This is a genomic window from Pseudoduganella rivuli (genome assembly GCF_009674485.1).
GTDB classification, from domain to species: domain Bacteria; phylum Pseudomonadota; class Gammaproteobacteria; order Burkholderiales; family Burkholderiaceae_D; genus Rugamonas; species Rugamonas rivuli_B.
On record NZ_WKJJ01000026.1, the window covers coordinates 37,952 to 61,864 of the forward strand.

The window sequence follows — 23,913 nt, forward strand, 5'->3', positions numbered from 1 at the left end:
GGGGTCCTTGTGGTGTGGGGTGCTTTCAGCGTTGGTTTCAGTGACGCTACGGGTACCACGCTTTGGGTACATGCCGCAGCAGCGACAGTTTGTTGTTATGCCAGCGGTAATACGAGATACCGCGCCGTTTGCTGTCCTCTTCCGGCATGCCGAAGAGGATCAATAACTGGCTATCCGGCTTGAATTTGAGCGAACCCGCGTTCGGCCAACGGGGCTTGCCGTCAAAGAGCGCATCCTCGATGTTGTTGGCAGCGTTGAGCGTCACGCCATCGGGATGAAAAACCGTTCCGGTCATGGCGTCAATAATGGTGATTTGCACACATTCGGCTCCGCATCCCCACGTTGCGAGGATGTAGTGGCCGGCAAAGTTGGGCTTTTCACGGGACCATTCCCTGATCCGGGTTCGGTACATCCGGGTGCGGTCATCCGCGTTCAATTTCGGTGCCGCATTGGCGCCCGTGTAGACCGGAACAGGATAGGATGCGAATCGCGGGGCGCCGCGCGGAATGTCCGACAGGCGGATCGTGAATTCGTCGTAGTCGTCATCCTGCGCTGATACCGGGATGGTGGCGGCAAATAGCAGGGCAACGGTTGCAATCAGGTGGAGTATTTTCATGAGGCCATATTTGCGGCATTAGCCGATATGTTGTCCATTAGCTTCCCCGAGACGCGAGAAGCAAAACCCCAACGGCGATGAAGACGACCCACGACAAATGCCTGCCACGGGTGAAGTAAAGGGGAAAGGCTGCGGACACCAAAGCAGCGCCCCCAATGACCGTCAAGACCTGGTCGCTGGAAACGGCTCCGTTCCCGGAAGAATAGACGAGGAATGCCAGGGCGCCCCATGCAACCGTGATGAGATGCCACACGAAACGCAACGTCCCCATCGTGAACGCGGCGCTTCCCAGCACTTTGGGCAGGTTATCGCGCCTGGAGAGGCGGATGAGTATGTAGCGCTCGCCCAGGTACGAATGCGCCAGGCCCATCAGCAATAGAAGGATCGTCGCAATCGCCAGCATGTGTGGCGTCTAGCGAGGCTGAATAAAATCCCGTTGTGCGTGCGCATGCGCGACATCAACGGTGATTTCAACAGTAGATCGCGTTGTATTTTTAATCATCCCTACAGTTTGCCGGAAATGTGCCACGGCATGCAAGGCTACTGTCGTTTCTAACGGCAGGCTGTACGGGCAGCACGGCCAGCGTGGCCCGCCATCGGACTGATCATAAAACTGGAACGCGATTCCGGGGCAAGGTCGCGGGCATGGCCGCGTACATGGCGCGGGCCAGCGACATGAAGCTGGTGCACTGGGGGGAATCGATCCGCTGGTCCGGGCCGGTGCTGATGTGGCAGGCCCCGGTCTGCTGGCCTCATGCGTCAGACCACTGCTTATAAGCCAACTCCCCAACGTTGAACCCGAACTTGCTCTACGCGGTCATCCTTTGAGACATCGACAACGACCACCACGTCGTACTCCACGATTAGTGCACGGCCGACGTTTCGCTCTGACGCATAGAACGCCTTCGTCATCTCCGGGCCGCTCACGCAACACTTCAGCTCAAGACCATTAGCGGCAAAGAGCGCTTTGGCATCGGCAAGTGGTGTGCCAGTGGGCAGGCGGGCGGCTGTAGTCTCGGTCCAGTATTGCTCTCGTTCATAAACGCGAGCCATTGAGCAACCTGCCAAGAGCAGTACCGAAACTACGGCGGAAACAATGCGTAAGTTTGTCATGTGAGATGCAAGACCAAAAGGGATAACGACGCAGTATAAAAACCGTATTGTGCTCGCATTCGCGGCACTCCTGGCGATTTTATCAGTTGGCAGTGTTCAGGATTGGGCGTTTTGCGGTAACCCGTCCTTGCGCCCAACGATTGGTGTTCAGCAAAATGGCATCACCATTCCGGGCAAGACTTGGTAGATAGCCCACATGACACCGTCAAGAATGTACGACCAAAAGACGCCTACGAAAAGTGTAGCGTTAATTAGCCTGGTATTCCTTCGAAAACCATAAAAAATGCTTAACGCGATCGCCCAAGCGAGAAAACGAATCGGTATAGCCCCCACGAAAATCGCTGTATCTGAAACGTGCTCAGGATGCCACCAAGCGAGCACAGCAAAATACAGGAGTCCCCCTATGAAACCGATACCTGTCTTAGCAAAACCGAATCGAATTGGACTTACGCTCACCTCGGAAAAACGGTTCAACTGGTGCGCAAAAAGCGAATAACCAGCTATTTTTACAGTGGCATATGCAAGCGCGGCCAAGGGGCTGGGGATCATCGGCATTTTTCAGACCAATGTGAAAATCTACCTAGCCGCGCGGATGTTGCGCGGCTCCGGTGGAATTCTGGGTTGGGACGCATACACACTTTGATCTTTACCATTCATGGGCCTTTTGAAGAACACGCAGTACGGCAGAATTATCTTTGTAGCGTTTGCGAAGCGTAGCCTCGTCTCTGTCGAGTTGTACGCAACGGTACTTCTTCACAGCTACAGCAATCTCCCTTTGGCGTGCTGCGTCGTAAGGCTCCTCGCCTCCGAAGTGCGCACACATGGCAATCCGCTCCGCGATCGCAGCGACATCCTTAGGCTGTCCCTTTGCGAGTTCCGCCAGTGGATCGGCTTCAGCATGGCCAATTGACGCTACTAAGATCAAGCCGATAAGCATAGGTAGGCGAGGCAGAATAACTACCGGCTCCAGCGAAAGCCGCCGCATAGTCATTTCTCGCATGTGCCAGTTTCATAGTTCCAGCGGTCACCGTTGTCGAGACAGTGATCGATGGCGATGAAATTTACTACCCAAATACCTATGGCAGCAAACGCTGCCACCACGACGCTTGCTAGCAAGACGTTTGCAAATATTTTTAGTTTAGATCGACTCATGTCGCCAATGTGAAAATTCACTGCCCGAGCGCGTAGCGCACAGGCAGAGATCACCGCCATCTTCGTCTGTGAATACCTTTACCAACGCAGATGCATCAAAACAATTAGCTTGAGGAGGTGGTCGCATATCCGCTGGAATGAGCGTTAGGCCACGCCCGCGCTGCACGAAAGCCCACGGCGAAGCCGATGCCTGCCAATGCCCAAATGGCGGCGGCAACCGCCTCAAATGTGTCCACCAGGTCCGGACGCTTTACTGCGAGTGGAATGAGCAGCAGGCTGCGTAACAGGCAGATGCCGGCAATGGTGATCAGTGCGGTGCGCAGAAGCGGGAGGCGACGAACGACTCCGGCCGCTGAAAACGCATAGGCGCCACAAATGGCCATGAGCGCTGCAATGACGAGTGCACTAACAGGCGCGGGCCATGTACCCGCTTGGGCGGATACAACAATTGAAGGTGGTGCATGGAAAAACGCATACCAAGTAGCGCCGCCAAAGATGGCGCCGATGTGGATGGCTGCGCCGCACATGGCGATGACAGCTGCCAAAAAAATCCATCCGCGATTCGATGTCTGCATGTAAGGCCTAAAATAGAGGTAACAGGCTGCCGGAACGCGCAGCGTGGAGGCAGTCCAGTTGACTGCAAAAAAGACCGTTCGCATCAAAGAAGCCTTGCAGTACGAGTTGTGTTTCAGCGCGATTCATGTGTAGCCCAACGTGTTTGAATCAACCGGCGCGCGTCAGCACGTCCGAAGCAATGGCCCGATCATCTCGAACAACAGTTCTTGCGATCAGACCGGCAAAAATGATGACGTCCTGAACGAAATGTGCGCACCAGGCCCAAAACAAGCCATGGGTCTGCAATACGGCATGAGCGAGAAACCAGCCCACTACGGCGGAACCTGCGACAACAGCTGCACCGCCAGCTTGCCCCCGTGCGTGAGCCAAGGCAAAAAGGATCGCAGACAAGAGCGCTGTTTGCAAAGGTTCCAGGCGTCCCTGTGCCACGACGACTACCGCACCGCGGTAGATGAGTTCTTCCGATAATGCATTTACCCCAGACAGGACGATAATCCACCAGCCATAGGTCCGAATGAATTGGGGCCAATTGGCAACGCCTTGCAACGATGCTGACACCAGAACACAGGTAGCAAAAGCAAATCCAAGTGTCAGCAAGAAGCCTGCGTGGAGCCAGGAGGCGCCTGCCATGTGAACGACACCAAATGCTTCAACGTTGGCCGAAGAGTCGAGCGCTCCAATGGCAAATACTTGGCCCGCTCCCTTGGCAGCCAGAGCGTTGGCAAGCGTAGCAACAACCAACGCCAACGATAAGAATGACGCTTGATAACCCACTTGCCTTCGAATGAACTGCCGGGATGGGCTATCGGCAATGCATTCGGTGTGCAGCAATGGGGAACGCCAGAGTTCCCATCCTGCCCATGTTACAAGGGCAATTGCGACAACAATAAAGGCTATGGCAAGCATGGCGATTTGAACGGCTGATAAGCCTTTTGCATCTCGGTGTCATCCCTACTGGCGGAATCAACTCACAGCTTGCTGTTCATGCAGCCCGCACTGGTGCATTCACGCACGCGGTCTTGCAGGAAGCGCGAGCGTTCGATGGTGGTGCTGGTGGCGCAGTCGAGGTTGACGAAGAACCCTTTGGCTTCGCGCTTGGAACAGTTTTGATTGCGCGACTCGATCCATGCCAATTGCCCGCTTTTCAGGGCCTTCTTTCCGTCGCTGTCGAGGTGGGAACTTAACTTCTTATAGTTCTCGTTCAATTCCTTGTCGGCTTCCTGATACACCTTGTTCAGGCAATACAGCCCGTCAAAGTCGTTTTTCGGCGCATCGCAGGCGGAGTTCGCAAAGGCGGAGCCGGAGAGGCAAACCAGCAGGGCAAGCAACAGTTTTTTCATTGGTTTTTAACGCAATCAAGAGACGAGGGGGGGATCATAAAGCGCACCATCGATATTATCAAGAAATAAACACCGCAAACCGCGTCAATGAAAATCCCGACTCCCCGTCTTCAACCTTCCCAGCAAATGCGACAAATCCACCAGCCGCTTGGCCACCAGATGACACACCGTCCCCTCCCGTTGCCACACGCCATACACGCCCAGCAGCGACGCATTGAGCACTTCGTTGCGCTGCTGTTCGACCAGCGCGGGCCAGACGATCACGTTGACGTTGCCCGTCTCGTCTTCGATGGTGATGAACAGCACACCCTTGGCCGTGCCGGGACGCTGGCGCACGGTGACGATGCCGCAGCCGCGCGCGGGCCACCCCTGTTCGAACGAGTTCAGCGTGGATGCCGGTAAAAACCGCTTCGCCAGCAACTGCGGGCGCAGCAGCGCCAGCGGGTGGCGCGCCAACGTCAGTCCCTGCGAACGGTAGTCGTGCAGGATTTCATCGCCTTCGGACGGCGGCGCCAGTTGCGGCGTTTCCTCCAGCGGCACGGTGGGTCGCAATAAATCCTTGTCCGGCACGGCGCCGGCCGCGTCCCACAGCGCCTGCCGGCGGTTGCCTGCCAGCGCATGCAGGGCATTGCCGCCCGCCAGCACTTGCAGATCGTGGCGGTCCAGGTCGGCGCGGCGCGCCAGGTCGGCCACGCTGGCGAACGGCCGCACGATGCGCGCCACTTCGATGCGCTCCGCGCTGTCCGGGCGCATGCCCCGCAACAGCGACAGTCCCAGCCGCACGGCAGGCTGGCCGCGCGGACCGTCCGGCTCTTCCAGCGATGAATCCCAGTTGCTGCACGTGATGTCGACCGGCCGCACGATCACGCCGTGGCGCCTGGCGTCCTGCACCAGTTGCGACGGGCCATAAAAACCCATGGGCTGGCTGTTCAACAACGCGCACAGGAAGGCGGCCGGTTCGTGGCACTTGATCCATGAACTGAAATACGTCAGCAGCGCGAAACTGGCCGCGTGCGACTCGGGAAAACCGTATTCGCCAAAACCACGGATCTGGTTACAGATCGCATCGGCAAATTCCGGCGGATACTTCCGGTCTATCATGCCCGCCTTGATCCGCTCTTCATATTTGTCGATGCCGCCCTTGCGCTTCCATGCCGCCATGGCGCGCCGCAACTGGTCCGCTTCGCCGTCCGTGAAGCCGGCGGCAATCATCGCCACCTGCATCACCTGCTCCTGGAAAATCGGCACGCCCAGCGTGCGCTTCAACGCCGATTCCAGGCGGGGCGGGTAATCGATCTGACTGGGATCGAGCCGCCGCTTCAAATACGGATGCACCATGCCGCCCTGGATCGGACCGGGCCGCACCAGCGCCACTTCGATCACCAGGTCGTAAAACACGCGGGGCCGCAAGCGGGGCAGCATGCTCATTTGCGCACGCGACTCGATCTGGAACACGCCGACCGTGTCGGCCTCGCACATCATGTCGTACGTGGCGATATCGTCGCGGGGAATATCCTGCAGACGGAATTGCGTGCCGCGCTGCTCGCCCACCATGTCCAGCGCGCGCCGCAGTGCGGACAGCATGCCCAGCGCCAGCACGTCCACCTTCATCAGCTTCAACTCTTCCAGGTCATCCTTGTCCCACTGGATCACGCTGCGGTCCGGCATGCTGGCATTTTCAATCGGCACCAGACGCGACAACTTATCCTGTGCGATCACGAAGCCGCCCACGTGCTGCGACAAGTGGCGGGGAAAGCCGAGGAATTGATAAGCCAGCGCGGCCCACTGGTGCGCCAGCTGCGACTCCGGGTCCAGCCCGCATTCGCCCAGCCGCTCCAGCAAATCCTTCTTGCTGTCGAACCAGCGGTGCGAGCGCGCCACCTTTTCCACGATGGCGAGATCCACGCCCAGCGCCTTGCCGCTGTCGCGCAGCGCGCTTTTCGGCCGGTAGCAAATCACCGTGGCGGCCAGTGCGGCGCGGTGGCGGCCGTATTTCGCATAGATGTATTGAATGACTTCTTCGCGGCGCTGGTGTTCGAAGTCCACGTCGATATCCGGCGGCTCGTTGCGCTCGCGCGAAATAAACCGCCCCACCAGCAAGTTCGAATGTTCGGGATCGACTTCCGTCACGCCGAGGCAATAGCAGACGGCGGAATTGGCCGCCGAACCCCGCCCCTGGCACAGGATATGTTGGGAGCGTGCATAGCGGACAATGTCATACACGGTGAGGAAATAAAATTCATATTCCAGCTCCGCGATCAACTGCAGTTCTTTCTCCACCTGCTCTGCCACTTTCGCAGGAATACCATTTGGATAGCGCCCACCTGCCCCAAAATACGTTTGCTCGCGCAAATAACTCGACGGCGTATGCCCTTCCGGCACCAGCTCGTGCGGGTATTCGTACTTCAATTCTTCCAGCGAAAACGTGCACAGGTCCGCCATGCGCAGCGTTTCATCCAGGGCGGCGCGGGGATACAAATTCGCCAGCCGCAAACGCGAACGCAAATGCTGCTCGCCATTTTGCGGCAGCGCATAGCCGCACTCGCCCACCGGCTTGCCAAGCCGCACCGCCGTCAGCGTATCGAGCAGCGGCTTGCGCGAACGCACGTGCATGCGCACGTCGCCGACCGCCACCACCGGCAAGCCATGCTGCAATGCCACTTCATCGATGCTGATGCGGTGGCTTTCATCGAAGGCGCGCCGCAGCAAGTTCAGTCCCAGCCAGGCCCGGCCCGGAAACTGCGCCGCCATCCATGCCGCCTGCCGGTGCAGCCGGTCGACATCGTCCGGCATATCGACCGGATAGTGCGGCAATAAAATCGCCAGGCAGTTGGGCAAGCCCCGCAAATGCGCCTGCGCCGGCTGCGGCGCCGCGATATCGGCCGGATGCAGCAGATAATCGCCCTTCGCCACGCCGCTGCGCGTACGCGCCAGCGTAATCAGTTCCGACAGATTGCCATAGCCCTCGCGGTCTTGCGCCAGCACCAGCAGCGACAGGCCGGCGCTGCCGTCTGCTTCCGTCAAACGGAAATGCGCGCCGATCAGCAATTTCAACCCGGCGTTTTTCGCCACGCCATGGGCGCGCACCACGCCGGCCAGCGAGCATTCATCCGTCACCGCCAGCGCCTTGTAGCCCAATTGCACGGCCCGCTCCGTCAACTCTTCCGCATGGGACGCCCCTTGCAGGAATGAGAAGTTGGACAGGCAAAACAACTCGGCATAGTCGGGAAGGTCGGTTGGCATGGCTCAAAACAACTGTGTTTTTATACAGTATTATAGTGCATAGCCAGATGACCGCTGAATAAGTTATTCTGCGGCAATGACAATAATGACAACCATCACAGAATTACTCTGCTTCGGCGCTCAGCCGGGCCAAGGCAACCCGGCGCTCGTGGTGCAGCGCGACGGCTGGGACACGGCACAGCGCCAGCACTTCGCCCATGCGCAACAGCGCAGCGCTTGCGTATTCATCGATCGGGCTGACGATGGCGGCGTCGTGCTCGATTACTTTTATCCGCACACGCGCAGCCCGCTGTGCCTGCATGCGACCTTGGCGGCTGCCGCCGTGCTGCTCGATGACGCGGCCGGCACGATGACGGTGCGCACGGCGCTGCGCGGCCAGCCGTTGCGCCTGTCGCGCACCGGTGCCGGCTACTTTGTCGCGCTGGAACGCCAGCCGGCGCCGTCCGTTGCGTTGGCGGCGGACTTGCCGGCCCGCCTGCTCGACCTGCCCGGCGTGCGACTGGCTTCCGCACCGCTGGTCGTGTCCGCCGGCAGCCCCAAGCTGCTGCTGGAATTGCCCGATTGCGCCACCCTGCAGGCGCTGCGTCCCGACCTGGCGCTGATTGCCGCATGGGGCCAGGAACACGGCGTCAATGGCTGCTATGCGTGGGCCCGCCGTGCCGATGGTGCAATTGAAGGCCGCAGCTTCAACCACCTCGATCCGGCGCTGGAAGACAGCGCCACCGGCGTGGCGGCCGCCGCGCTCACCTTGCACCTGGGGCATGGCATCGCGTTGCACCAGGGAGCCAACCGGGGCCAGCCCTGCCTGCTGCGTACGGCGCTGCAAGGCGAAACCGTGCTGGTCGGCGGCGCGGCGGAAGCCATTCCCTACCACACGAAAGCAGTGCGCACGATTTAACAATGGTTTAAATACCTACGCTTTAGTACGTATGCCGGAAAAATCTTGCTTCGATTACAATCGCCGCATTTTTTTCATTCCGGAGACGCGCGTGTTCGCAACCAGCACTTTACGTAAAGCAGTCTTGATCAGCCTGTACGGTGGCGCAGCCATGGCCACCCTGGCTCCCGCCGCCGTGTATGCCCAATCCGCGGCAGGCGAAGGCGCATCGCAGATGCAAACCGTAAACGTGGTGGGTTCGCGCCGCGCCACGTCGTCCACCACCGATACCGTGGTGCCGGTCGACGTGATCCCGATGTCCAAGGCCGCCGAGCAAGGCGCGCAATTCGACCTGGCGCAATCGCTGACGTATATCTCGCCGTCGTTCAATTCGACCCGCCAGACCGGCGCGGACGGCGCGGACCTGGTGGACTCGGCCGCGCTGCGCGGCCTGGGTTCGGACCAGACGCTGGTACTGGTCAACGGCAAGCGCCGCCACACCACGGCCCTGGTCAACCTGTTTGGCGCGCGCAACCGCGGCAACACGGGCACCGACATGAACGCGATCCCGCTGCTGGCCATCAAGGATGTGCAAGTGCTGCGCGACGGCGCGGCGGCCCAGTACGGTTCCGACGCGATTGCCGGCGTGATGGACATCGGCCTGAAGAAAAGCCTGGGCTGCGAAGCCGTGGCCGGTTACAGCCAATACTCGGAAGGCGACGGCAAGAATTACATGGCGTCCGCTTACTGCGGCGTGGCGCTGGCCGGCGGCGTGGTCGGCATCACGGGCGAATATGTCGACCGTGGCCGCTCCAACCGCGCGGACGCGGGCAATCCCCGCATCATCGGCGACACCAAGGCGCAAAACCAGACCCTGTACGTGAACGGCGACGTCCCGACCATCCCTGGCGGCAAGTTCTACTTCACGGCCGGCGCGCAAACACGCGATGCGTCCAGCGCCGCCTGGGCCCGTGGCGGCGTGGGCAGCGACGACATCCCGTCGCGCAACTCGGCAGCCATGTACCCGAACGGCTTCGTGCCTTTCATCGACGGCGCCATCGACGACCGCTATGCGACGGTCGGCCACAAGAGCAAAGTGGGTGAATGGACTGCGGACTTGTCGCAGACCTATGGCTACAACCGCATGATGTACAACATCAACAACACGCTGAACGCATCGATCGCCAACGCCGACCTGATCAAGGGCGGCAAAGGCGTCAGCGCGTCGTCGTTTGACGCGGGCGGCTTCTCGTTCCGCCAGTTGACCACCAACGCGGACTTCAGCCGCTACTACGACCATATCCTGCAAGGTTTGAACGTGGCGTTCGGCGCGGAATACCGCAGCGAGCAATACAAGATCTTCGCCGGCGAACCGGGCTCGTACATCGACGCGGACGGCGTCGGCTTTGGCGGCAATGCCGGCAGCCAGGGCTTCCCCGGCTTCCAGCCTGGCGACCGCACCAATGCCAAGCGCCACAGCAGCGCCGCTTACCTGGACCTGGAACTGGACGTGTCCGACCGCGTGAAACTGCAAGGCGCGCTGCGCCACGAACGCTACAGCGACTTCGGTTCCACCACCACCGGCAAGCTGGCGGGTTCGCTGCGCGTGACGCCGGACCTGCTGCTGCGCGGCTCGGCCAGCACCGGCTTCCGTGCACCGTCGCTGCAGCAAGTGTATTTCTCGTCGACCTTCACCGACTTCATCAGCGGCGTGCCGACCGACGTGGTGCTGGCGCCGAACGGCGGTCCGGTCGCCAATGCCGCAGGCATCCCGAAACTCAAGGAAGAAAAGTCGACCAGCTACACGCTGGGCACGACGTGGTCGCCAAACTCGGCAATGTCCGTCACGGCGGACTTCTACGACATCAAGATCAAGGACCGCATCGTGCTGTCCGGCCGCTTCAATGCCGACAACTACCCGTCGCTGGCGGAACGCCTGGCCAAGCTGGGCGTGGGCGAAGCGCAATTCTTCGTCAATTCGGTCGACACGCAAACCCGCGGCCTGGATTTGACCGCGTCGCATAAAGCCACTCTGGCAGGCAACAAGCTGACCACGTTCCTGGCCATGAACTTCAGCAAGACCGAGGTGACGGGCATCCACGCGCCGGCATCGCTGAAAGGCTATGAAGACGTGCTGCTGTCCGAGCGCGAGCGCCTGTTCATCGAACAGGGCGGCCCGCGCCGCAAGGCCACCCTGGGCTTCGACTACGTGGCCGGTCCGGTGGAAACCGACTTCAAGATCATCCACTTCGGCCCGCAAACGCTGGGTACGTTCAGCGGCACGGCGGCCGGTGTGCCGAATGCGAAGTATGAAGCGAAGACGTCGGCCGACCTGAGCCTGACGTACTCGATCTCGAAGAATACCAAGGTCACGTTTGGCGGCGCCAACATCTTCAACGTGAAACCGACCCGCCAGAATCCGGACGAAACGGACAATGGCTTCAAGTATGACTCGGTGCAGTTCGGCTTGAACGGCGCGTCGTACTTCGGACGTTTGTGGGTGAAGTTCTAAGAAACTGAGGGCGGTTGACGCCGCCCTCAGTGTGGATGGAAAAGACCGGGTTTAATTGCCGCAGCCCTGGCTGGCGATCCGGTCATAGGCGGCTTTGGCCTGCACCAGGCCAAAGCCCGTGTAGACGTCGCGGCCGGCCGCATTCAAATCCTTCGCGCTCTTGCCCAACGTTGCACGGATCTGCGATCCGGTGCAGCCCGGGTAGTAGCTCCACACCAGCGCCGCCACGGCCGATACGTGCGGCGTCGCCATCGACGTGCCGTCGTAATACGCATAATTGGTGGCTTTGACCGCCACGGTCGCCGACGCGCCCAATTGCGCTTTCAGCGCCGTCCCCTCCGTATCCGAGGCGGTCACGGAAGGAATCGTGGTCACCGTCGTTCCCAGCGTGCCGGAGAAGCCGCCTGGAGCGTTGTTGTAAATCACTGCGCCCTTGCCGCCACTCTTCTGGCAGTTGCTGACCTTGGTGGCGAAGTCAACTGTGCCGCGCGCAATCAGGCAGACCTTGCCGGATACCGCAGTGTTGATCTTGTCTCCGAGACCGAAGTCCGCCAGTGCCGCCGTGGCGCTGGTTTTCGGCGAACCATCCATGGTGCCGGGCGCATACGTGGTACTGCCCACCACCAGCGACGCTTCGGCGCCCGCCCCCATCGGCACGGTGGACAGCACGTTCACGCCGGGACCGGCAATTTCCACTTTGCTGTTGAATTGCGAGAAGCTGGCCACCGTCAGGCTTTCATCGACGGCCGCCACGCTCATCACGCTGTCATAGCCGGCCGGATACGAGATGGCGGCATTGCCATCGTTGCCTGCCGCCGCCACCGACAGCACGCCCTTGGCCGCCCAGTTATCGAAGGCGCGCTCTTCCGTCTTGCTGGGCCTGCCACCACCCAGCGACATGCTGATCACGTTGGCATTGTTCTGCCCGCACTTGTTGGCGGCATTGGCCAGCGACGAGGAATAAGCCCAGCCATCGGCGTTAAACACTTTGACGATGAACAGGTTCAGCTTGCGGCTCGGATTGACGCCAACCACGCCGACACCGCTGTTGTTAATCGCGGCAATGGTGCCGGCCAAGTGGGTGCCGTGGTGGTTTTCATCGGTGTACCACCAGCCCGTGCCCCGGTCGTATTCACCGTTCGCGATATTGGCGCTCAAGTCTTCATGCGCCCTGTCGTAGCCGGAATCGATGATGCAGACGGTGCGGTTGCCGGTGCTGGCATCATTCAACTGGTCTGCCTGCACCGCCTTGATGCCCCACGGAACAAGCTGGCCCAACTGATAAGGTGTTCCGGTCGATGGCGTGGCGCCACCCAGCGGGTAGCGCAGCACGTCTTCTTCCACATAGACCACGTTGGGATTGCGCACCAGGCCATTCAGCGCCTTCAGCGGCACTTCCACCGCCATCGCATCCAGGCCGGAAATTTCCAGCTTGACCGTGCCATGGGCCGCGCCCACCGCGGAACGGACAGCGGATGCCGCGCCTGGTTTGAACGCCACGATGACCCGCGTGGTATCGGGCGCCGCCACGGCCTGGCTGGCGACGCCAACTGTTGCCACCACACAAGCCATTCCAATGGCGCGCACCAGTTTGGAAATAAGGGATTCAGTCATGTCAGCCTCCGTGTAGTCCGGCGCCAGACGAATTCTTGCCATCGAGCAAGCGCGACAGCAGCTCATCTGCAGCAATGTAGAAATTCAGTATAGAAGTCATTCCCGCCGCCACGCAATCTGGCGATGCGTTAACAGCCGAGAGTATTTCTATAACGTTGCTTTAGTGCCGCAGCTTATTTCCATTCCGTCTTAGCGAAGGCGAAGTGTTGGCAACGGGCAATCCCATACGCACTGTTCCAGTCACTGCCCCAGTTGCTGCAATTCCCACGTCATGTTGGCAATCGCCAGTGCATTGTATTGTTCGGCAAAGAAAGGATCGCCAAACAGGGTGCCGGCGATCGCTTTCTGGCGCAGGTACGTCAATACCTGGCCGCGCAGCACGGGATACGTTTCGTCCGGCACGTGGCTGTATTCATGGCGGATGCCTTGCGCATAGTGGCGGTACACTTCCTCGTCCTGCCCGAGGATCGCCAGGTCCACGCTGAGCATGATTTCCTTCAGCGGATGCGCAATCGCCGGCCCCTGGAAGTGGTCGGTCGAGCGGATCAGCGCGGCGACGCCTTCCGCAAAGCCAGGCCCTTTGCCGTCGGCCAGTCCGCTACTGAGCCACAGGCGGGCGCTGTGTTCCTCGTTCGATAATTCGCCATCGGCAGCGGGGCCGTCGCCATGGGCGTAATGCAGATCGTGGAACCAGAATGCCGCGCGCACCATGTCCGTATCGTGCCGGCTGGGACCGACATTGGCGCTCCACGTGCGGACTTCCGCCAGGCCGTGCACCAGGTGATCGAGGTTGTGATAGTGGCGCTCGGCGCCGCCATACGCGTCATCGCCCGTGATGCGCTGGAACCAGGCATCGGCGCGCGCCCGCGCCTCGTGCGTGGCCTGGCTGTAGTGCCACAGCGCGTCCCACTCCTTGCGCAGCCAGCTGACGATCCACGCGTGGTAGGCCGGGCCCGGCACGAATTTTTTCATGGTCCAGTTCCACCCCACCGGGCCTTCCAGCGCCTTGACGAAACTGGAGCTGACGGAACCCAGGTCGCGCGGCGGCATGACGAACACGGTCTTGGCGCCGCCAATCACATCGACGTTGGTTTGCTGGATCAGGTTTTCATAATCGAAGTCCGCCGTGGTGCGGATGCCGCGGATCAGGTAATCGACACCGTGCCGCTTGGCCACGCGCGCCGTGTAATCGCTTTTCACGATCATCACTTGCACGTTGGTCCAGCCGCGCTCGGCGCAGCTGCGCAGCACGATGTCCTTGCGCTGTTCGGCGGAAAACTTGGGCTGCTTGGTCGAATTCTCGGACAGGAACACCACCACGTCATCCGCGATGGAACGGGCTTCGCCGATCACCCACATGTGGCCGTTGGTGATCGGGTCCAGGGTGCCCGAAAAGCCGATTTTTTTCATGCCTGCTCCGCTGACGGTGTCAAAACCGCCATTCTAGCTTGGAGCGGGTTCGACCGGGGACTGCGGCCATGCCAATCCAGCGATATCGCCGGTGCCCGTGGTGGAGCACGCACGGCGGCTTTGCTGGCGCAAAACCGCCCTACGGAGTTACGCTGTGGGGGATTTGGACAGGTTGACGCCCGCATGCGCTGCGGTTTGAGGAACCGGGAATTCCACCCGCACCTGCAAACCGCCCAGGCGCGGCGACTGGTCCAGCACCAGCGTGGCGCCGTGGCGTTCCGCGATGGCCTTGATGATCGCCAGCCCCAGGCCGCTGCCGCCGGCCGGACTGCCGGGCACGCGGTAAAAGCGGCTGAATACGCGCTCCCGTTCTTCCGCCGGGATGCCGGGGCCGCTGTCATCCACGCACAGCACCGCCTTGCCCTGATGCTGGCGTACTTCCACATCGACGGTGCCGCCGGACGGCGTGTATTTGATCGCGTTATCGACCAGATTGCGCAACAGGATCAGCAGCGCATCGCCCTGTCCCGCCACCACGGCGTCATCCGCGTGGTGCAAGCCCAGGTCGATACCGCGCGTTTGCGCAATGCCCGCCAGGTCGCCCAGCGCGCGGCGCGCCAGGTCGGCCAGGTTGACGTCGTCCATCTTGAGCTCGCTGCTGGCTTCCTGGCGCGCCAGCACCAGCAATTGTTCCACCAGCCGCGTGGCCCGCTCGATACCCGCCGTCAGCCGTCCCACCGCCACGGCGCGGGCTTCCGCGTTGTCGGCCCGCTCCAGGCTCAGCACCTGTAATTTCAGCGCCGCCAGCGGCGTGCGCAATTCATGCGCGGCATCGGCGACAAAATGCTGCTGCGCGTCGAACGCGGTTTTCACGCGGCCAAACAGCAAGTTCAATTCCTGCACCAGCGGCTGTACTTCGTCCGGCAAGCCGGTTTCCGACACGGGCGACAAATCGTCGGCCTGGCGCGCCGCTACCTGCTTGCGCACGCGCGACACCGGCGCCAGCGAACCGCTGACCACCCACCACACCACCAGCATCAACAGCGGCGCCATCATGGCGATCGGCGCCACCGTGCGCAGCGCCAACGCGCCCGCCATGCGCTGGCGCACCTTCATGTCCTGGGCGATCTGCACCGTCTGGTTATCGGTCTGGATGGAAAAGACGCGGTAAGTGGCGCCGCGCACGCGCACATTGGAAAAGCCCAGCACGGCGCGCTGCGGCAATTCCGCGCGCGACAGCGAACGGAACACTTGCACCCCGTCCGGCGTCCACACTTGCACCACCATGTCATCGTTGTCGGCATCGCCGCCCCGGCCATACTGGTTGGCCATGGGGGCGCCGGAGCGCAGCGACAGCGCCATTTGCTGCATGTGGTAATCGAAGATTTCATCCGCATCGCTGCGGGCGCTGCGGTAGGCAATGACGGCTTGCGCCATGGCCGCCAGCACGATGGCCGCCAGTAAAAACCATAACAGGCGGCCGCGCAGCGAATGCGTTACAGGCAGTTTCATCAGTTCTTGGGCACCATGTAGCCAAGGCCCCGCACGTTCTGGATCAGGTCGCTGCCCAGTTTCTTGCGCAAACCGTGGATATACACTTCCACCGCATTGCTGTTAACTTCATCCTTCCAGCTGTACAGCTTTTCTTCGAGCTGGGCGCGCGACAGCACGATGCCGGGACGCGCAATCAGCGCTTCCAGCACGGCCCATTCGCGGGCGGACAGGTTGATGGGCTGGCCATTGGCGATCACTTCGCGCGTTTGTGGATTGACCGACACGCCCTTGTGTTCGAACACGGGTTCGGCACGGCCCGCCGACCGGCGCAACAGCGCGCGGATACGGGCCAGCAATTCATCCAGGTCGTACGGTTTTAATACGTAATCGTCGGCGCCCGCATCCAGGCCCGCGATGCGCTGGTCCACCGCATCGCGCGCCGTTGCTATCAGCACCGGCGTCAACTCCTTGCGCAGCCGCATCGAGCGCAGCACTTCCAGGCCGTCCTTGCGGGGCAAACCCAGGTCCAGCAAGACCAGGTCATAGGTTTGCGTTTGCAGCGCCGTATCCGCCATGTCGCCATCCTTGACCCAGTCGACCGCGTAGTGCTCGGCCCGTAACAGGTCGAGCACCACTTCGCCGATCATCGTGTCATCTTCCACCAGCAATAGACGCATGGTTTTTCCTTAATTAGCCAATTCGCACCGGAATGAAGATTTTGTCATCCCCGCGCTGGATCAGCAAGGCGACCGACTTTTCCGATTTCGCCATCAAGTCGCGCACCTGCTCCAGCGAGTTGACGGGACGGCCATTGACGGACAACAGCACGTCACCCGGTTCGACCCCGGCAAAGGCCGCGGCGCCGGAGGCCTGTTCCACCAGCAAACCGGACTGGATGCCGGACTGGCGTTTTTCCACCGGATCCAGCGGACGCAGCGCCAGGCCCAGTTTCACCTTGCCGGCCGCGCCGTCGCCGGCGCGCGCCACATCGGCCACTTTATCAGCCGCGTTGCCCAGTTTGCCGTTCAGTTCGACCGATTTACCCTGGCGCCACACTTCCAGGCTAACCTTGTCGCCCGGCATCGCCAGGCCGACGATGGCCGGCAAGTCGGCCGAGGCAACGATCTTCTGGCCATTGACCTTGCGGATCACGTCGCCGGCTTTCAAGCCCAGCTTGTCGGCGGGGCCGCCTGGTTCCACGTTCGCCACCAGCGCGCCTTCCGGCGTGGCCAGGTTGAACGAGTCGGCAAAGCTCTGGTTGATTTCCTGCACCGACACGCCCAGCTTCGCATGCGCGACCTTGCCGGTCGAGACGATCTGGTCCTTGATCTTGGTGGCCACGTCGATCGGGATCGCGAACGACAAGCCCTGGTAGCCGCCCGTCTGGCTGTAAATCTGCGAATTAATGCCGATCACTTCACCGCGCGTGTTGAACAGCGGACCACCCGAATTGCCCGGGTTGACGGCCACGTCGGTCTGGATGAATGGCACATAGCTGTCGTCCGGCAGCGAACGGCCTTTGGCGCTGACCACGCCGGCCGTGACCGAGCTTTCCAGGCCATAAGGCGAGCCGATCGCCAGCACCCACTCGCCCACTTTCAGGTCCGAGGTGCGGCCCAGCGGCACCACCGGCAGGTTTTTCGCATCGATCTTCAGCACGGCCACGTCGGTTTTCGGATCCGAACCGAGCACCTTGGCGCGGTATTCGCGGCGGTCGGTCAGCTTGACCGTCACTTCGCTGGCATCGCGCACCACGTGGGCATTGGTCAGGATCACGCCGTCGGCGCTGATGATGAAGCCGGAACCGACACCGTGCGTCGGCATCGGGCGGTCTGCGCGCGGCTGGCCCTGCTGGAAGCGGCGGAAGAATTCATAGAAGGGATCGTCGCCGAACGGGTCGCGGCCACGCTGGTCGAAGCCGGAGGTTTTCGTGGTGCCGGTGACGCTGATGTTGACCACGGCCGGCCCGTTGCGTTCAGCGATCACGCTGAAGTCGGGCATGGAAATCATGGGGGCAGCGACCGGAACGCCGGCCGGCACATTGGCGGCCGGCGCGGCTGCCGGGGCGGCGGTCACCGCGGCGGCATGGTTTTGCTGAACGACGACGGCCCCGCCTGCGCCCAAGGCACCGAGCACGGCCAGGGCCAGAACACCACGCTTGATCGTTTTGGAAACAGGTTGGTTTTGCATTGCTGCTCTCCTGGATAAAAGGATTTTTCGATGTACCCAATATGAGGCAACAGACTTAGACGCCGCTTAACTTTGCTGATTTGTGGCGTTCTGCCTGCATGCCGTTTGCGATGCAGGATTGACAACCCAAAACAAAGGCCGGCGAAAGCCGGCCATGTTGCAATGCTTGCACCGCGCAGCGCACGCTGCGCGGTGTGTCAGGCCGGCTTAGGCAGCCTGGCGCTGTTCGATGGTGGCGACGTTGGTCGCTTCCACGCCATCGATCGCGATCTTGCGCGGTTTCAGGGCTTCCGGCACTTCACGCACCAGTTCGATGGTCAGCATGCCGTTGTCAAACGAGGCGCCCGTGACTTTCACGTGGTTGGCCAGCTGGAAGCGCTGCTCGAAATCGCGGGCGGCAATGCCGCGGTGCAGGTACGTACGTTCCACGCCGTCGCGCTGTTTGCGGCCCACCACCAGCAGGGTGTCGCGCTCGGAAGTGATGTCGATTTCCGAACGGCTGAAGCCGGCCAGCGCCATCACGATGCGGTACTGGTCTTCCGACACCAGTTCGATGTTGTATGGAGGGTAGCTCGGCTGCGAATCGCCGCGCTGGGCGTCGTTCAGCATTTGTGCCAGGCGGTCGAAGCCGATAGCGGAACGATACAGAGGAGTCAGGTCAAAAGTACGCATGATTATATCCTTTTAAAGTTAAGCGATAAGGTCCGCCGGTCCCCTGCTGGGCAACCGGTGAATCCGATATACGGCTGCCCAAACACACTTTCAAGAGCTTTTTTTCCAAATTTTCTTCGGTTGTTTTCTCTACACTTCGAAACATTAGAAAATTTCCTGCGTGCTACACTGAACCTCTTTAAATCCCTTGTTTCGCCCTTAAATGACGCCTTTCCGCCCTGCCGTACGCAGCCTCGTGCTGGCCGTGCTGGCCGCCACTTCCTTCACTTCGCGCGCCGCCGAATCCATCCCCGCGCCGGTGGACCAGCCCTACCCGGGCGCCATCGTGCTGAATGTCGACGCGTCGAACACGTCGCAGCAAATCTTCCGCATCAAGGAAAGCATTCCCGCCAAACCCGGCAAGCTGACGTTGCTGTACCCGCAATGGGTGCCGGCCAACCATGGCCCCAGCGGTCCGCTGAACCAGTTCGCCGGCTTGAAGCTGAGCGCCAACGGCAAGCCGCTGGCGTGGACGCGCGACCCGATCAACGTGCATGCCTTCCATATCGACGTGCCGCGCGATGCGAAGACGGTGGAAGCGGAATACCAGTACCTGTCGCCGACGGAACCCAGCCAGGGCCGCACCACCATCACCAGTGACATCCTCGGCGTGCAGTGGCACTCGATGGCGCTGTACCCGGCCGGCTACACGACGCGCCGCATCCAGGTACAGGCCAACCTGACGTTGCCGGAAGGCTGGGACTACGCGACCGCGCTGGAGACGTCCGAGCGCAAGGGCGACACCGTGCAGTTCAAACCGCTGGACCTGGAAACCCTGGTCGACTCGCCGCTGTTCGCGGGCCGCTACCACAAGCGCTACGACCTCGATCCGGGCGCCAAACTGCCAGTGCACCTGAACGTGTTTGCCGATACGGCGGAAGCGGTGGAAGCGAAACCGGAACAGATCGAACTGCACCGTGCGCTGATCCAGCAAGCTTATAAACTGTTCAACTCGCAGCATTACGCGCATTACGATTTCCTGCTGGCGCTGTCGGAAGAATTCGGCGGCATCGGCCGCGAACACCACCAGTCCAGCGAAAACGGCGTCAAGCTCGATTACTTCACGGACTGGAGCAAGGCGGAATCCGTGCGCGGCTTGCTGCCCCATGAATTTACCCATTCATGGAACGGCAAATTCCGCCGTCCCGCGGGCCAGAATGTCCCGAACTTCAATACGCCGCTGCAAAACAGCCTGCTGTGGGTGTACGAGGGCCAGACCCAGTACTGGGGCCATGTGCTGTCGGCCCGTTCCGGCCTGATCCGCCTGGAAAACGTGCGCGACATCCTGGCCGCCACGGCCGCCCGCTACGACGCCATGCGCGGCCGTTCGTGGCGCCCGGTGCAGGACACCACGTACGACCCCATCATCAATGGCCGCCGTCCGCTGGGCTGGTCCAGCTGGCAGCGCAGCGAAGACTATTACAACGAAGGCGCCCTGATCTGGCTCGATGCCGACACCATGATCCGCGAACTGTCGGGTGACACGAAATCGCTGGACAACTTCGCCCGCAATTTCTTCGGCATTGAAAACGGCAGCTATACGGCCAACCACTACACGTTCGACGACGTGGTGAAAGCCTTGAATGCGATCCAGCCTTATGACTGGGCCACGTTCCTGCGCACCCGCGTGGAAACCGTGGGTCCGGCGCCGCTGGACGGCCTGGCGCGCGCCGGCTGGAAGCTGGTGTACACGGACACGCCGACGCCCTACCTGAAAGGCGTGGAAGAACGCAACAAGTCGGCCGACTTCCAGTATTCGCTGGGCTTCTCCGTCAGCAGCGAAGGCAGGATCGAAGCGCTGCAATGGGAGGGACTGGGGTTCCAGGCCGGACTGGGCGGCAGCACCACGCTGTTGGCCGTCAATGGCACCGCATACAAGGCGGACGTGTTGCGCGCCGCCGTCACGGCCGCGAAAACGTCCGGCAAGCCGATCGAACTGCTGGTCAAAAAAGGCAGCAAGTACCGCACCATCCTGCTGGACTACCATGGCGGCTTGAAGTATCCGCGCCTGGAGCGCATTGCCGATACGCCGGACCGCTTGCAGGCGATCCTGTCGCCGCTGAAATAAGGCGGATCAGGGCGGCGGCCGCAGGGCCGCTGCCGGACCTTTACTCAAGGTAACGCCGGCTCCACGCGGCAATCACATCGGCCACATACGCGGTGTCTTCGCGCCGCGTCAGCAAGTGGTCGGCATCGTCCAGCGAGACAAAGCTTTTCGGATGTTTCGCCGGCACAAAAATCTCCATCGCATGACTGAGCGGCACCGTGTCGTCGCCGGGCGCATGCATGACCAGCAGCGCCTTGCGCAAGCCGGCGATCTTGTCGCGCAGGCTGTGCGCGCCGACGTCGTCAACGAATTGCTGGCGGATGCGGAAGGGCCGCCCGGCCAGCTGCACATGGGCTTCCCCTTCTTCGGCAATGCGCTCCAGGTGTTCGCTGAACGTACTGGTGGCAAAAGCCGGACTACCGGGCGACGCGATCGTCACCACGGCTTTCGCTTCCGGTAAATGTTCCGCCGCCGCCAGCATGGCGGTGCCGCCCAGGCTGTGGCCGATCAACAGTCGCGGCGCCACGAAGTGCGTGCGCAGGTAGTCGGCCGCCGTCAGCAGGTCATCGACATTGGTGGAAAAATTCGTGTCGGCGAAATCGCCGCCGCTGGCGCCGATGCCCGTGAAATCAAAGCGCAGCACGGCAATGCCGTGTTCCGTCAATTCCTGCGCTATGCGCCGCGCCGCCAGCACATCCTTGCCGCACGTGAAGCAGTGCGCATACAGCGCATAGGCGCGGGGTTCGCCGTCCGGCGAGTCGAGGCGCGCCGCCAGCTGGTGGCCGTGGCTGCCGGGAAAATCATGTCGTTGGGTACGCATGTCGCGCAGTTTACCAGAGGGCTGCTAACCAAACAGCCCGTGCAGATACCAGCGCAATTCCCCTTCCTCGCCCGACCGTTCGCGGAAGATCCAGTAATGCACATGGTCGCTGCCTTCGGCAATGAAATAATCGCGCACCTGCGTCGTGTTCCACCAGCCCGCTTCGATGCGTTCCGCGCCGGACACCAGCCGCAGCGGCGAGATATAAAACGGCCGGTTGTCGCGCATGATCAGGGCGACCGGTTTGGGCAGCAGCCACACGGGACGGGGCAGGCTGTGCGGCGGCATGCGCTGGTCCAGGGAGCGCTGCTTGTCCTGCACCGGCTGCCACGCATTGGCCCGGTCCGGCCGGTAATCGGCCAGCGGCGCCGCGCGCAGCACGTTGTCCGGGCCCAGCCGCGCCACCAGCAATTCAAACAGGCGTTCGCGGTCCGTGCTGGTGCCGCCCGGTTCGGGAAACAGCGTATCGGTCAGCGGCGCCATCGCCTGTACTTGCAATGCTTCCAGCCGCAAGCCGATCACCGGCGCGGGCAACGCTATCCGCCCCAGCCGCTCCTTCAGCAGCCGCAGCAGGTGATCGCCCCGCCAGACCGCTTCCGCCAGCACGATATCGATGGCCGTCGGCGGGCACGCCGTCCTGCCCCGTTCATGGTCCAGCAGCAGGCAGATGCGTTCGACCGCATAGTGGTGGGCGCACAGCCAGCCCGTCATTTGCTGCACCAGCCGCTGCGCGCCATGCAGCAGCGCTTCCGCGTGTTCGATGCGGTCGAACAATTCCAGCCCCGCCTTGAATTCCGGCGGCGGCGCCAGCCACGTGTGCATTTCCGGCGCTTCGCCGTAAGCCGCATCCAGCACGTCGAGCAGCGCGCGGCCGCAGCGGCGCTGCAAGCCGGGCCGGGGCAGGCGCCGCAACTCGCCCACCGTCTGGCAGCCGATACCTTCCAGCCACGTGCGGAAGGGCCGCGCCGGCGGCGGCAGCCACGCCGGCAGGCGCGCCAGGCGGCGCGTCAACGAGCCGATTGTTAAACAACGTCCACCGCGGCTGCGCGCCAGCAGCCACGCGCCCTGCGCAGTCGGTGCGCAACTGAGCGCCGCGGTAAAGCCCAGCGTGCGCATACTGGCCGCCGCCAGCCGGCACAGCTGGCGGATGCCGCCGAACAGGCGCAGGCTGGCGCCGATATCGAGCAGCAGCACGGCTTCTTCCGCCAGCGCCACCTGTGGCGTGTAGCGCAGCAGCGCCGTCGCCGCCGCCTGCATCGCTTCCGCTTCCCGCTGCAGGCAACGCTCGTGCAACTGGATTTCCGGCGCCATCAACAGCGCGCCGCCACGCCGCATCCCCACCCGCACGCCGCTGGCATGGGCTGCACGCGATACGGCCAGTACGCCTTCCTGCTCCAGCACGGCGGTGCAGCTATCCGCCGACCAGCTGGGGCAAAACACTTCGAGCGGTAGCCGGTACAGGCAAAGGCCGATCCACAGATGCATGACGCTGTAACAAAGAAGGTGGCAAGGGCAGGAACAGCGGCGCATCGCGCTGCGGTCCCCGGCGTTTTATAAAAGTAATCGCCAGCCCGCCCGGCGCCGTGCGCAGCGACAGCCGCAACGGCGCAGGCGACGCGTCTTGCGCGGCAGCCAGCGGCCGCATCAGGCAAAACAGCGTATCGCCGCTTTGCGCGGCCAAATGCAGCCGGCGCAGGTTTTCATTGCGGATCTGCTGTTGCCACAGCAGCAGTGCGCCGCAACAGCCGCTGCGCAATACCTGTTCGGCCGCCCACAGCGCGTCGCCGGATTTGCCGGTATTGCGGATCCAGATCATCTGCCCCGGGGGCAAGCCCAGTGCGGCCAGCGCCAGCCCCTGCGGTATCTGCGGCGGCGCCAGCAACACCACGGGCCGCTGCGCCGCCTGCTGCAACGCCGGCCGCAACAGGCGGATTTCGCCGATGCCAGGCTGCTGCAACATGAATTCCGTCAGACTCCCCAGCGGCCAGCCGCCGCCCGGCAACTGGGCCGACAGCGCCGCATGGCCGGTATCGAGGCAGCGCACCGCGCCTTGCGCCAGTTGCGACGCACGCCACAGGGCAGGATGCAGGCTTTCCGGCGCGGCGATGAGCGGTGAACTGTGCATGGGCCTGACCATAAAATACTGTATATACGTACAGTACTCGATAACCCGGGTTTTGGCAAGATGTCCACATTCC

21 protein-coding genes are annotated in these 23,913 nt (G+C 62.0%); 3 read left to right on the forward strand and 18 right to left on the reverse strand.

The window, feature by feature from the left end; all coding sequences use genetic code 11:
• Positions 1-46 precede the first annotated feature (46 nt).
• The 9 genes from GJ700_RS30240 to GJ700_RS30280 all read right to left on the reverse strand — a co-directional run bounded on the left by GJ700_RS30240 (position 47) and on the right by GJ700_RS30280 (position 8,040).
• Positions 47-616 (reverse strand): hypothetical protein, encoded by a 570-nt coding sequence (locus GJ700_RS30240; protein WP_154381088.1) that lies wholly within the window; start codon positions 614-616, stop codon positions 47-49.
• A gap of 37 nt (positions 617-653) precedes the next feature.
• Positions 654-1,019: a hypothetical protein gene (locus tag GJ700_RS30245; protein WP_154381090.1), complete on the reverse strand. Its 366-nt coding sequence runs from the start codon at positions 1,017-1,019 to the stop codon at positions 654-656.
• Between the two features lie 368 nt (positions 1,020-1,387).
• On the reverse strand, positions 1,388-1,729 hold the full coding sequence (locus tag GJ700_RS30250; RefSeq protein WP_154381092.1) for a hypothetical protein: 342 nt from the start codon (positions 1,727-1,729) through the stop codon (positions 1,388-1,390).
• Between the two features lie 147 nt (positions 1,730-1,876).
• Complete coding sequence (locus GJ700_RS30255) at positions 1,877-2,278, reverse strand: hypothetical protein (protein WP_154381094.1); 402 nt, start codon at positions 2,276-2,278, stop codon at positions 1,877-1,879.
• A 97-nt stretch (positions 2,279-2,375) separates the two neighbouring features.
• Complete coding sequence (locus GJ700_RS30260; protein ID WP_154381096.1) at positions 2,376-2,729, reverse strand: hypothetical protein; 354 nt, start codon at positions 2,727-2,729, stop codon at positions 2,376-2,378.
• A 256-nt stretch (positions 2,730-2,985) separates the two neighbouring features.
• Positions 2,986-3,540 (reverse strand): hypothetical protein, encoded by a 555-nt coding sequence (locus tag GJ700_RS30265; RefSeq protein ID WP_154381098.1) that lies wholly within the window; start codon positions 3,538-3,540, stop codon positions 2,986-2,988.
• A gap of 64 nt (positions 3,541-3,604) precedes the next feature.
• A complete protein-coding gene (locus GJ700_RS30270; RefSeq protein ID WP_154381101.1) occupies positions 3,605-4,363 on the reverse strand; it encodes a CPBP family intramembrane glutamic endopeptidase in 759 nt (252 codons plus the stop codon).
• 62 nt (positions 4,364-4,425) lie between these two features.
• Entirely contained in the window at positions 4,426-4,797 is a 372-nt protein-coding gene (locus GJ700_RS30275) for a lysozyme inhibitor LprI family protein (protein ID WP_154381103.1), read from the reverse strand.
• Positions 4,798-4,881: 84 nt separating this feature from the next.
• The gene (locus tag GJ700_RS30280; RefSeq protein WP_154381105.1) at positions 4,882-8,040 is read right to left on the reverse strand and encodes an error-prone DNA polymerase; all 3,159 of its coding nucleotides are present in this window, start codon (positions 8,038-8,040) and stop codon (positions 4,882-4,884) included.
• A gap of 85 nt (positions 8,041-8,125) precedes the next feature.
• Between GJ700_RS30280 and GJ700_RS30285 the strand changes: the two genes are divergently transcribed.
• Together GJ700_RS30285 and GJ700_RS30290 are read left to right on the forward strand one after the other, a co-directional pair.
• Complete coding sequence (locus tag GJ700_RS30285; RefSeq protein ID WP_154381107.1) at positions 8,126-8,938, forward strand: PhzF family phenazine biosynthesis protein; 813 nt, start codon at positions 8,126-8,128, stop codon at positions 8,936-8,938.
• A 91-nt stretch (positions 8,939-9,029) separates the two neighbouring features.
• On the forward strand, positions 9,030-11,429 hold the full coding sequence (locus GJ700_RS30290) for a TonB-dependent receptor plug domain-containing protein (protein ID WP_371868203.1): 2,400 nt from the start codon (positions 9,030-9,032) through the stop codon (positions 11,427-11,429).
• 51 nt (positions 11,430-11,480) lie between these two features.
• Here GJ700_RS30290 and GJ700_RS30295 read toward each other — a convergent pair whose 3' ends face one another.
• The 6 genes from GJ700_RS30295 to GJ700_RS30320 form a co-directional block, all read right to left on the reverse strand.
• Positions 11,481-13,043, reverse strand: a complete 1,563-nt coding sequence (locus GJ700_RS30295; RefSeq protein WP_154381109.1) for a S8 family serine peptidase — start codon at positions 13,041-13,043, stop codon at positions 11,481-11,483.
• Positions 13,044-13,283: 240 nt separating this feature from the next.
• Positions 13,284-14,453 (reverse strand): pantetheine-phosphate adenylyltransferase, encoded by a 1,170-nt coding sequence (coaD, locus tag GJ700_RS30300; protein WP_154381111.1) that lies wholly within the window; start codon positions 14,451-14,453, stop codon positions 13,284-13,286.
• Positions 14,454-14,600: 147 nt separating this feature from the next.
• Complete coding sequence (locus GJ700_RS30305; RefSeq protein ID WP_154381113.1) at positions 14,601-15,965, reverse strand: ATP-binding protein; 1,365 nt, start codon at positions 15,963-15,965, stop codon at positions 14,601-14,603.
• Positions 15,965-16,624: a response regulator gene (locus GJ700_RS30310; RefSeq protein ID WP_154381116.1), complete on the reverse strand. Its 660-nt coding sequence runs from the start codon at positions 16,622-16,624 to the stop codon at positions 15,965-15,967. Before GJ700_RS30310 ends, GJ700_RS30305 begins: the two co-directional genes overlap by 1 nt.
• Before the next feature lie 13 nt (positions 16,625-16,637).
• Positions 16,638-18,137 carry a DegQ family serine endoprotease gene (locus GJ700_RS30315; RefSeq protein ID WP_154381118.1) on the reverse strand — a complete coding sequence of 500 codons (1,500 nt, stop codon included), beginning with the start codon at positions 18,135-18,137 and terminating at the stop codon, positions 16,638-16,640.
• A gap of 207 nt (positions 18,138-18,344) precedes the next feature.
• Entirely contained in the window at positions 18,345-18,809 is a 465-nt protein-coding gene (locus GJ700_RS30320) for an Hsp20 family protein (protein WP_154381120.1), read from the reverse strand.
• A gap of 202 nt (positions 18,810-19,011) precedes the next feature.
• Here GJ700_RS30320 and GJ700_RS30325 point away from each other — a divergent pair, with 202 nt between their 5' ends.
• Positions 19,012-20,916 carry a M61 family metallopeptidase gene (locus tag GJ700_RS30325; RefSeq protein ID WP_154381121.1) on the forward strand — a complete coding sequence of 635 codons (1,905 nt, stop codon included), beginning with the start codon at positions 19,012-19,014 and terminating at the stop codon, positions 20,914-20,916.
• 40 nt (positions 20,917-20,956) lie between these two features.
• Here the strand turns inward: GJ700_RS30325 and GJ700_RS30330 are convergent, their stop codons facing one another.
• From GJ700_RS30330 to imuA, 3 genes are read right to left on the reverse strand one after another with little or no spacing between them, the layout of a single operon-like run.
• Positions 20,957-21,715, reverse strand: a complete 759-nt coding sequence (locus GJ700_RS30330) for an alpha/beta hydrolase family protein (RefSeq protein WP_154381123.1) — start codon at positions 21,713-21,715, stop codon at positions 20,957-20,959.
• A 24-nt stretch (positions 21,716-21,739) separates the two neighbouring features.
• Positions 21,740-23,200, reverse strand: coding sequence for a Y-family DNA polymerase (locus tag GJ700_RS30335; RefSeq protein WP_154381125.1), 1,461 nt, complete (start codon positions 23,198-23,200; stop codon positions 21,740-21,742).
• Positions 23,127-23,840 carry a translesion DNA synthesis-associated protein ImuA gene (gene imuA, locus GJ700_RS30340; RefSeq protein WP_154381127.1) on the reverse strand — a complete coding sequence of 238 codons (714 nt, stop codon included), beginning with the start codon at positions 23,838-23,840 and terminating at the stop codon, positions 23,127-23,129. Before imuA ends, GJ700_RS30335 begins: the two co-directional genes overlap by 74 nt.
• Between the last annotated feature and the right edge of the window lie 73 nt (positions 23,841-23,913).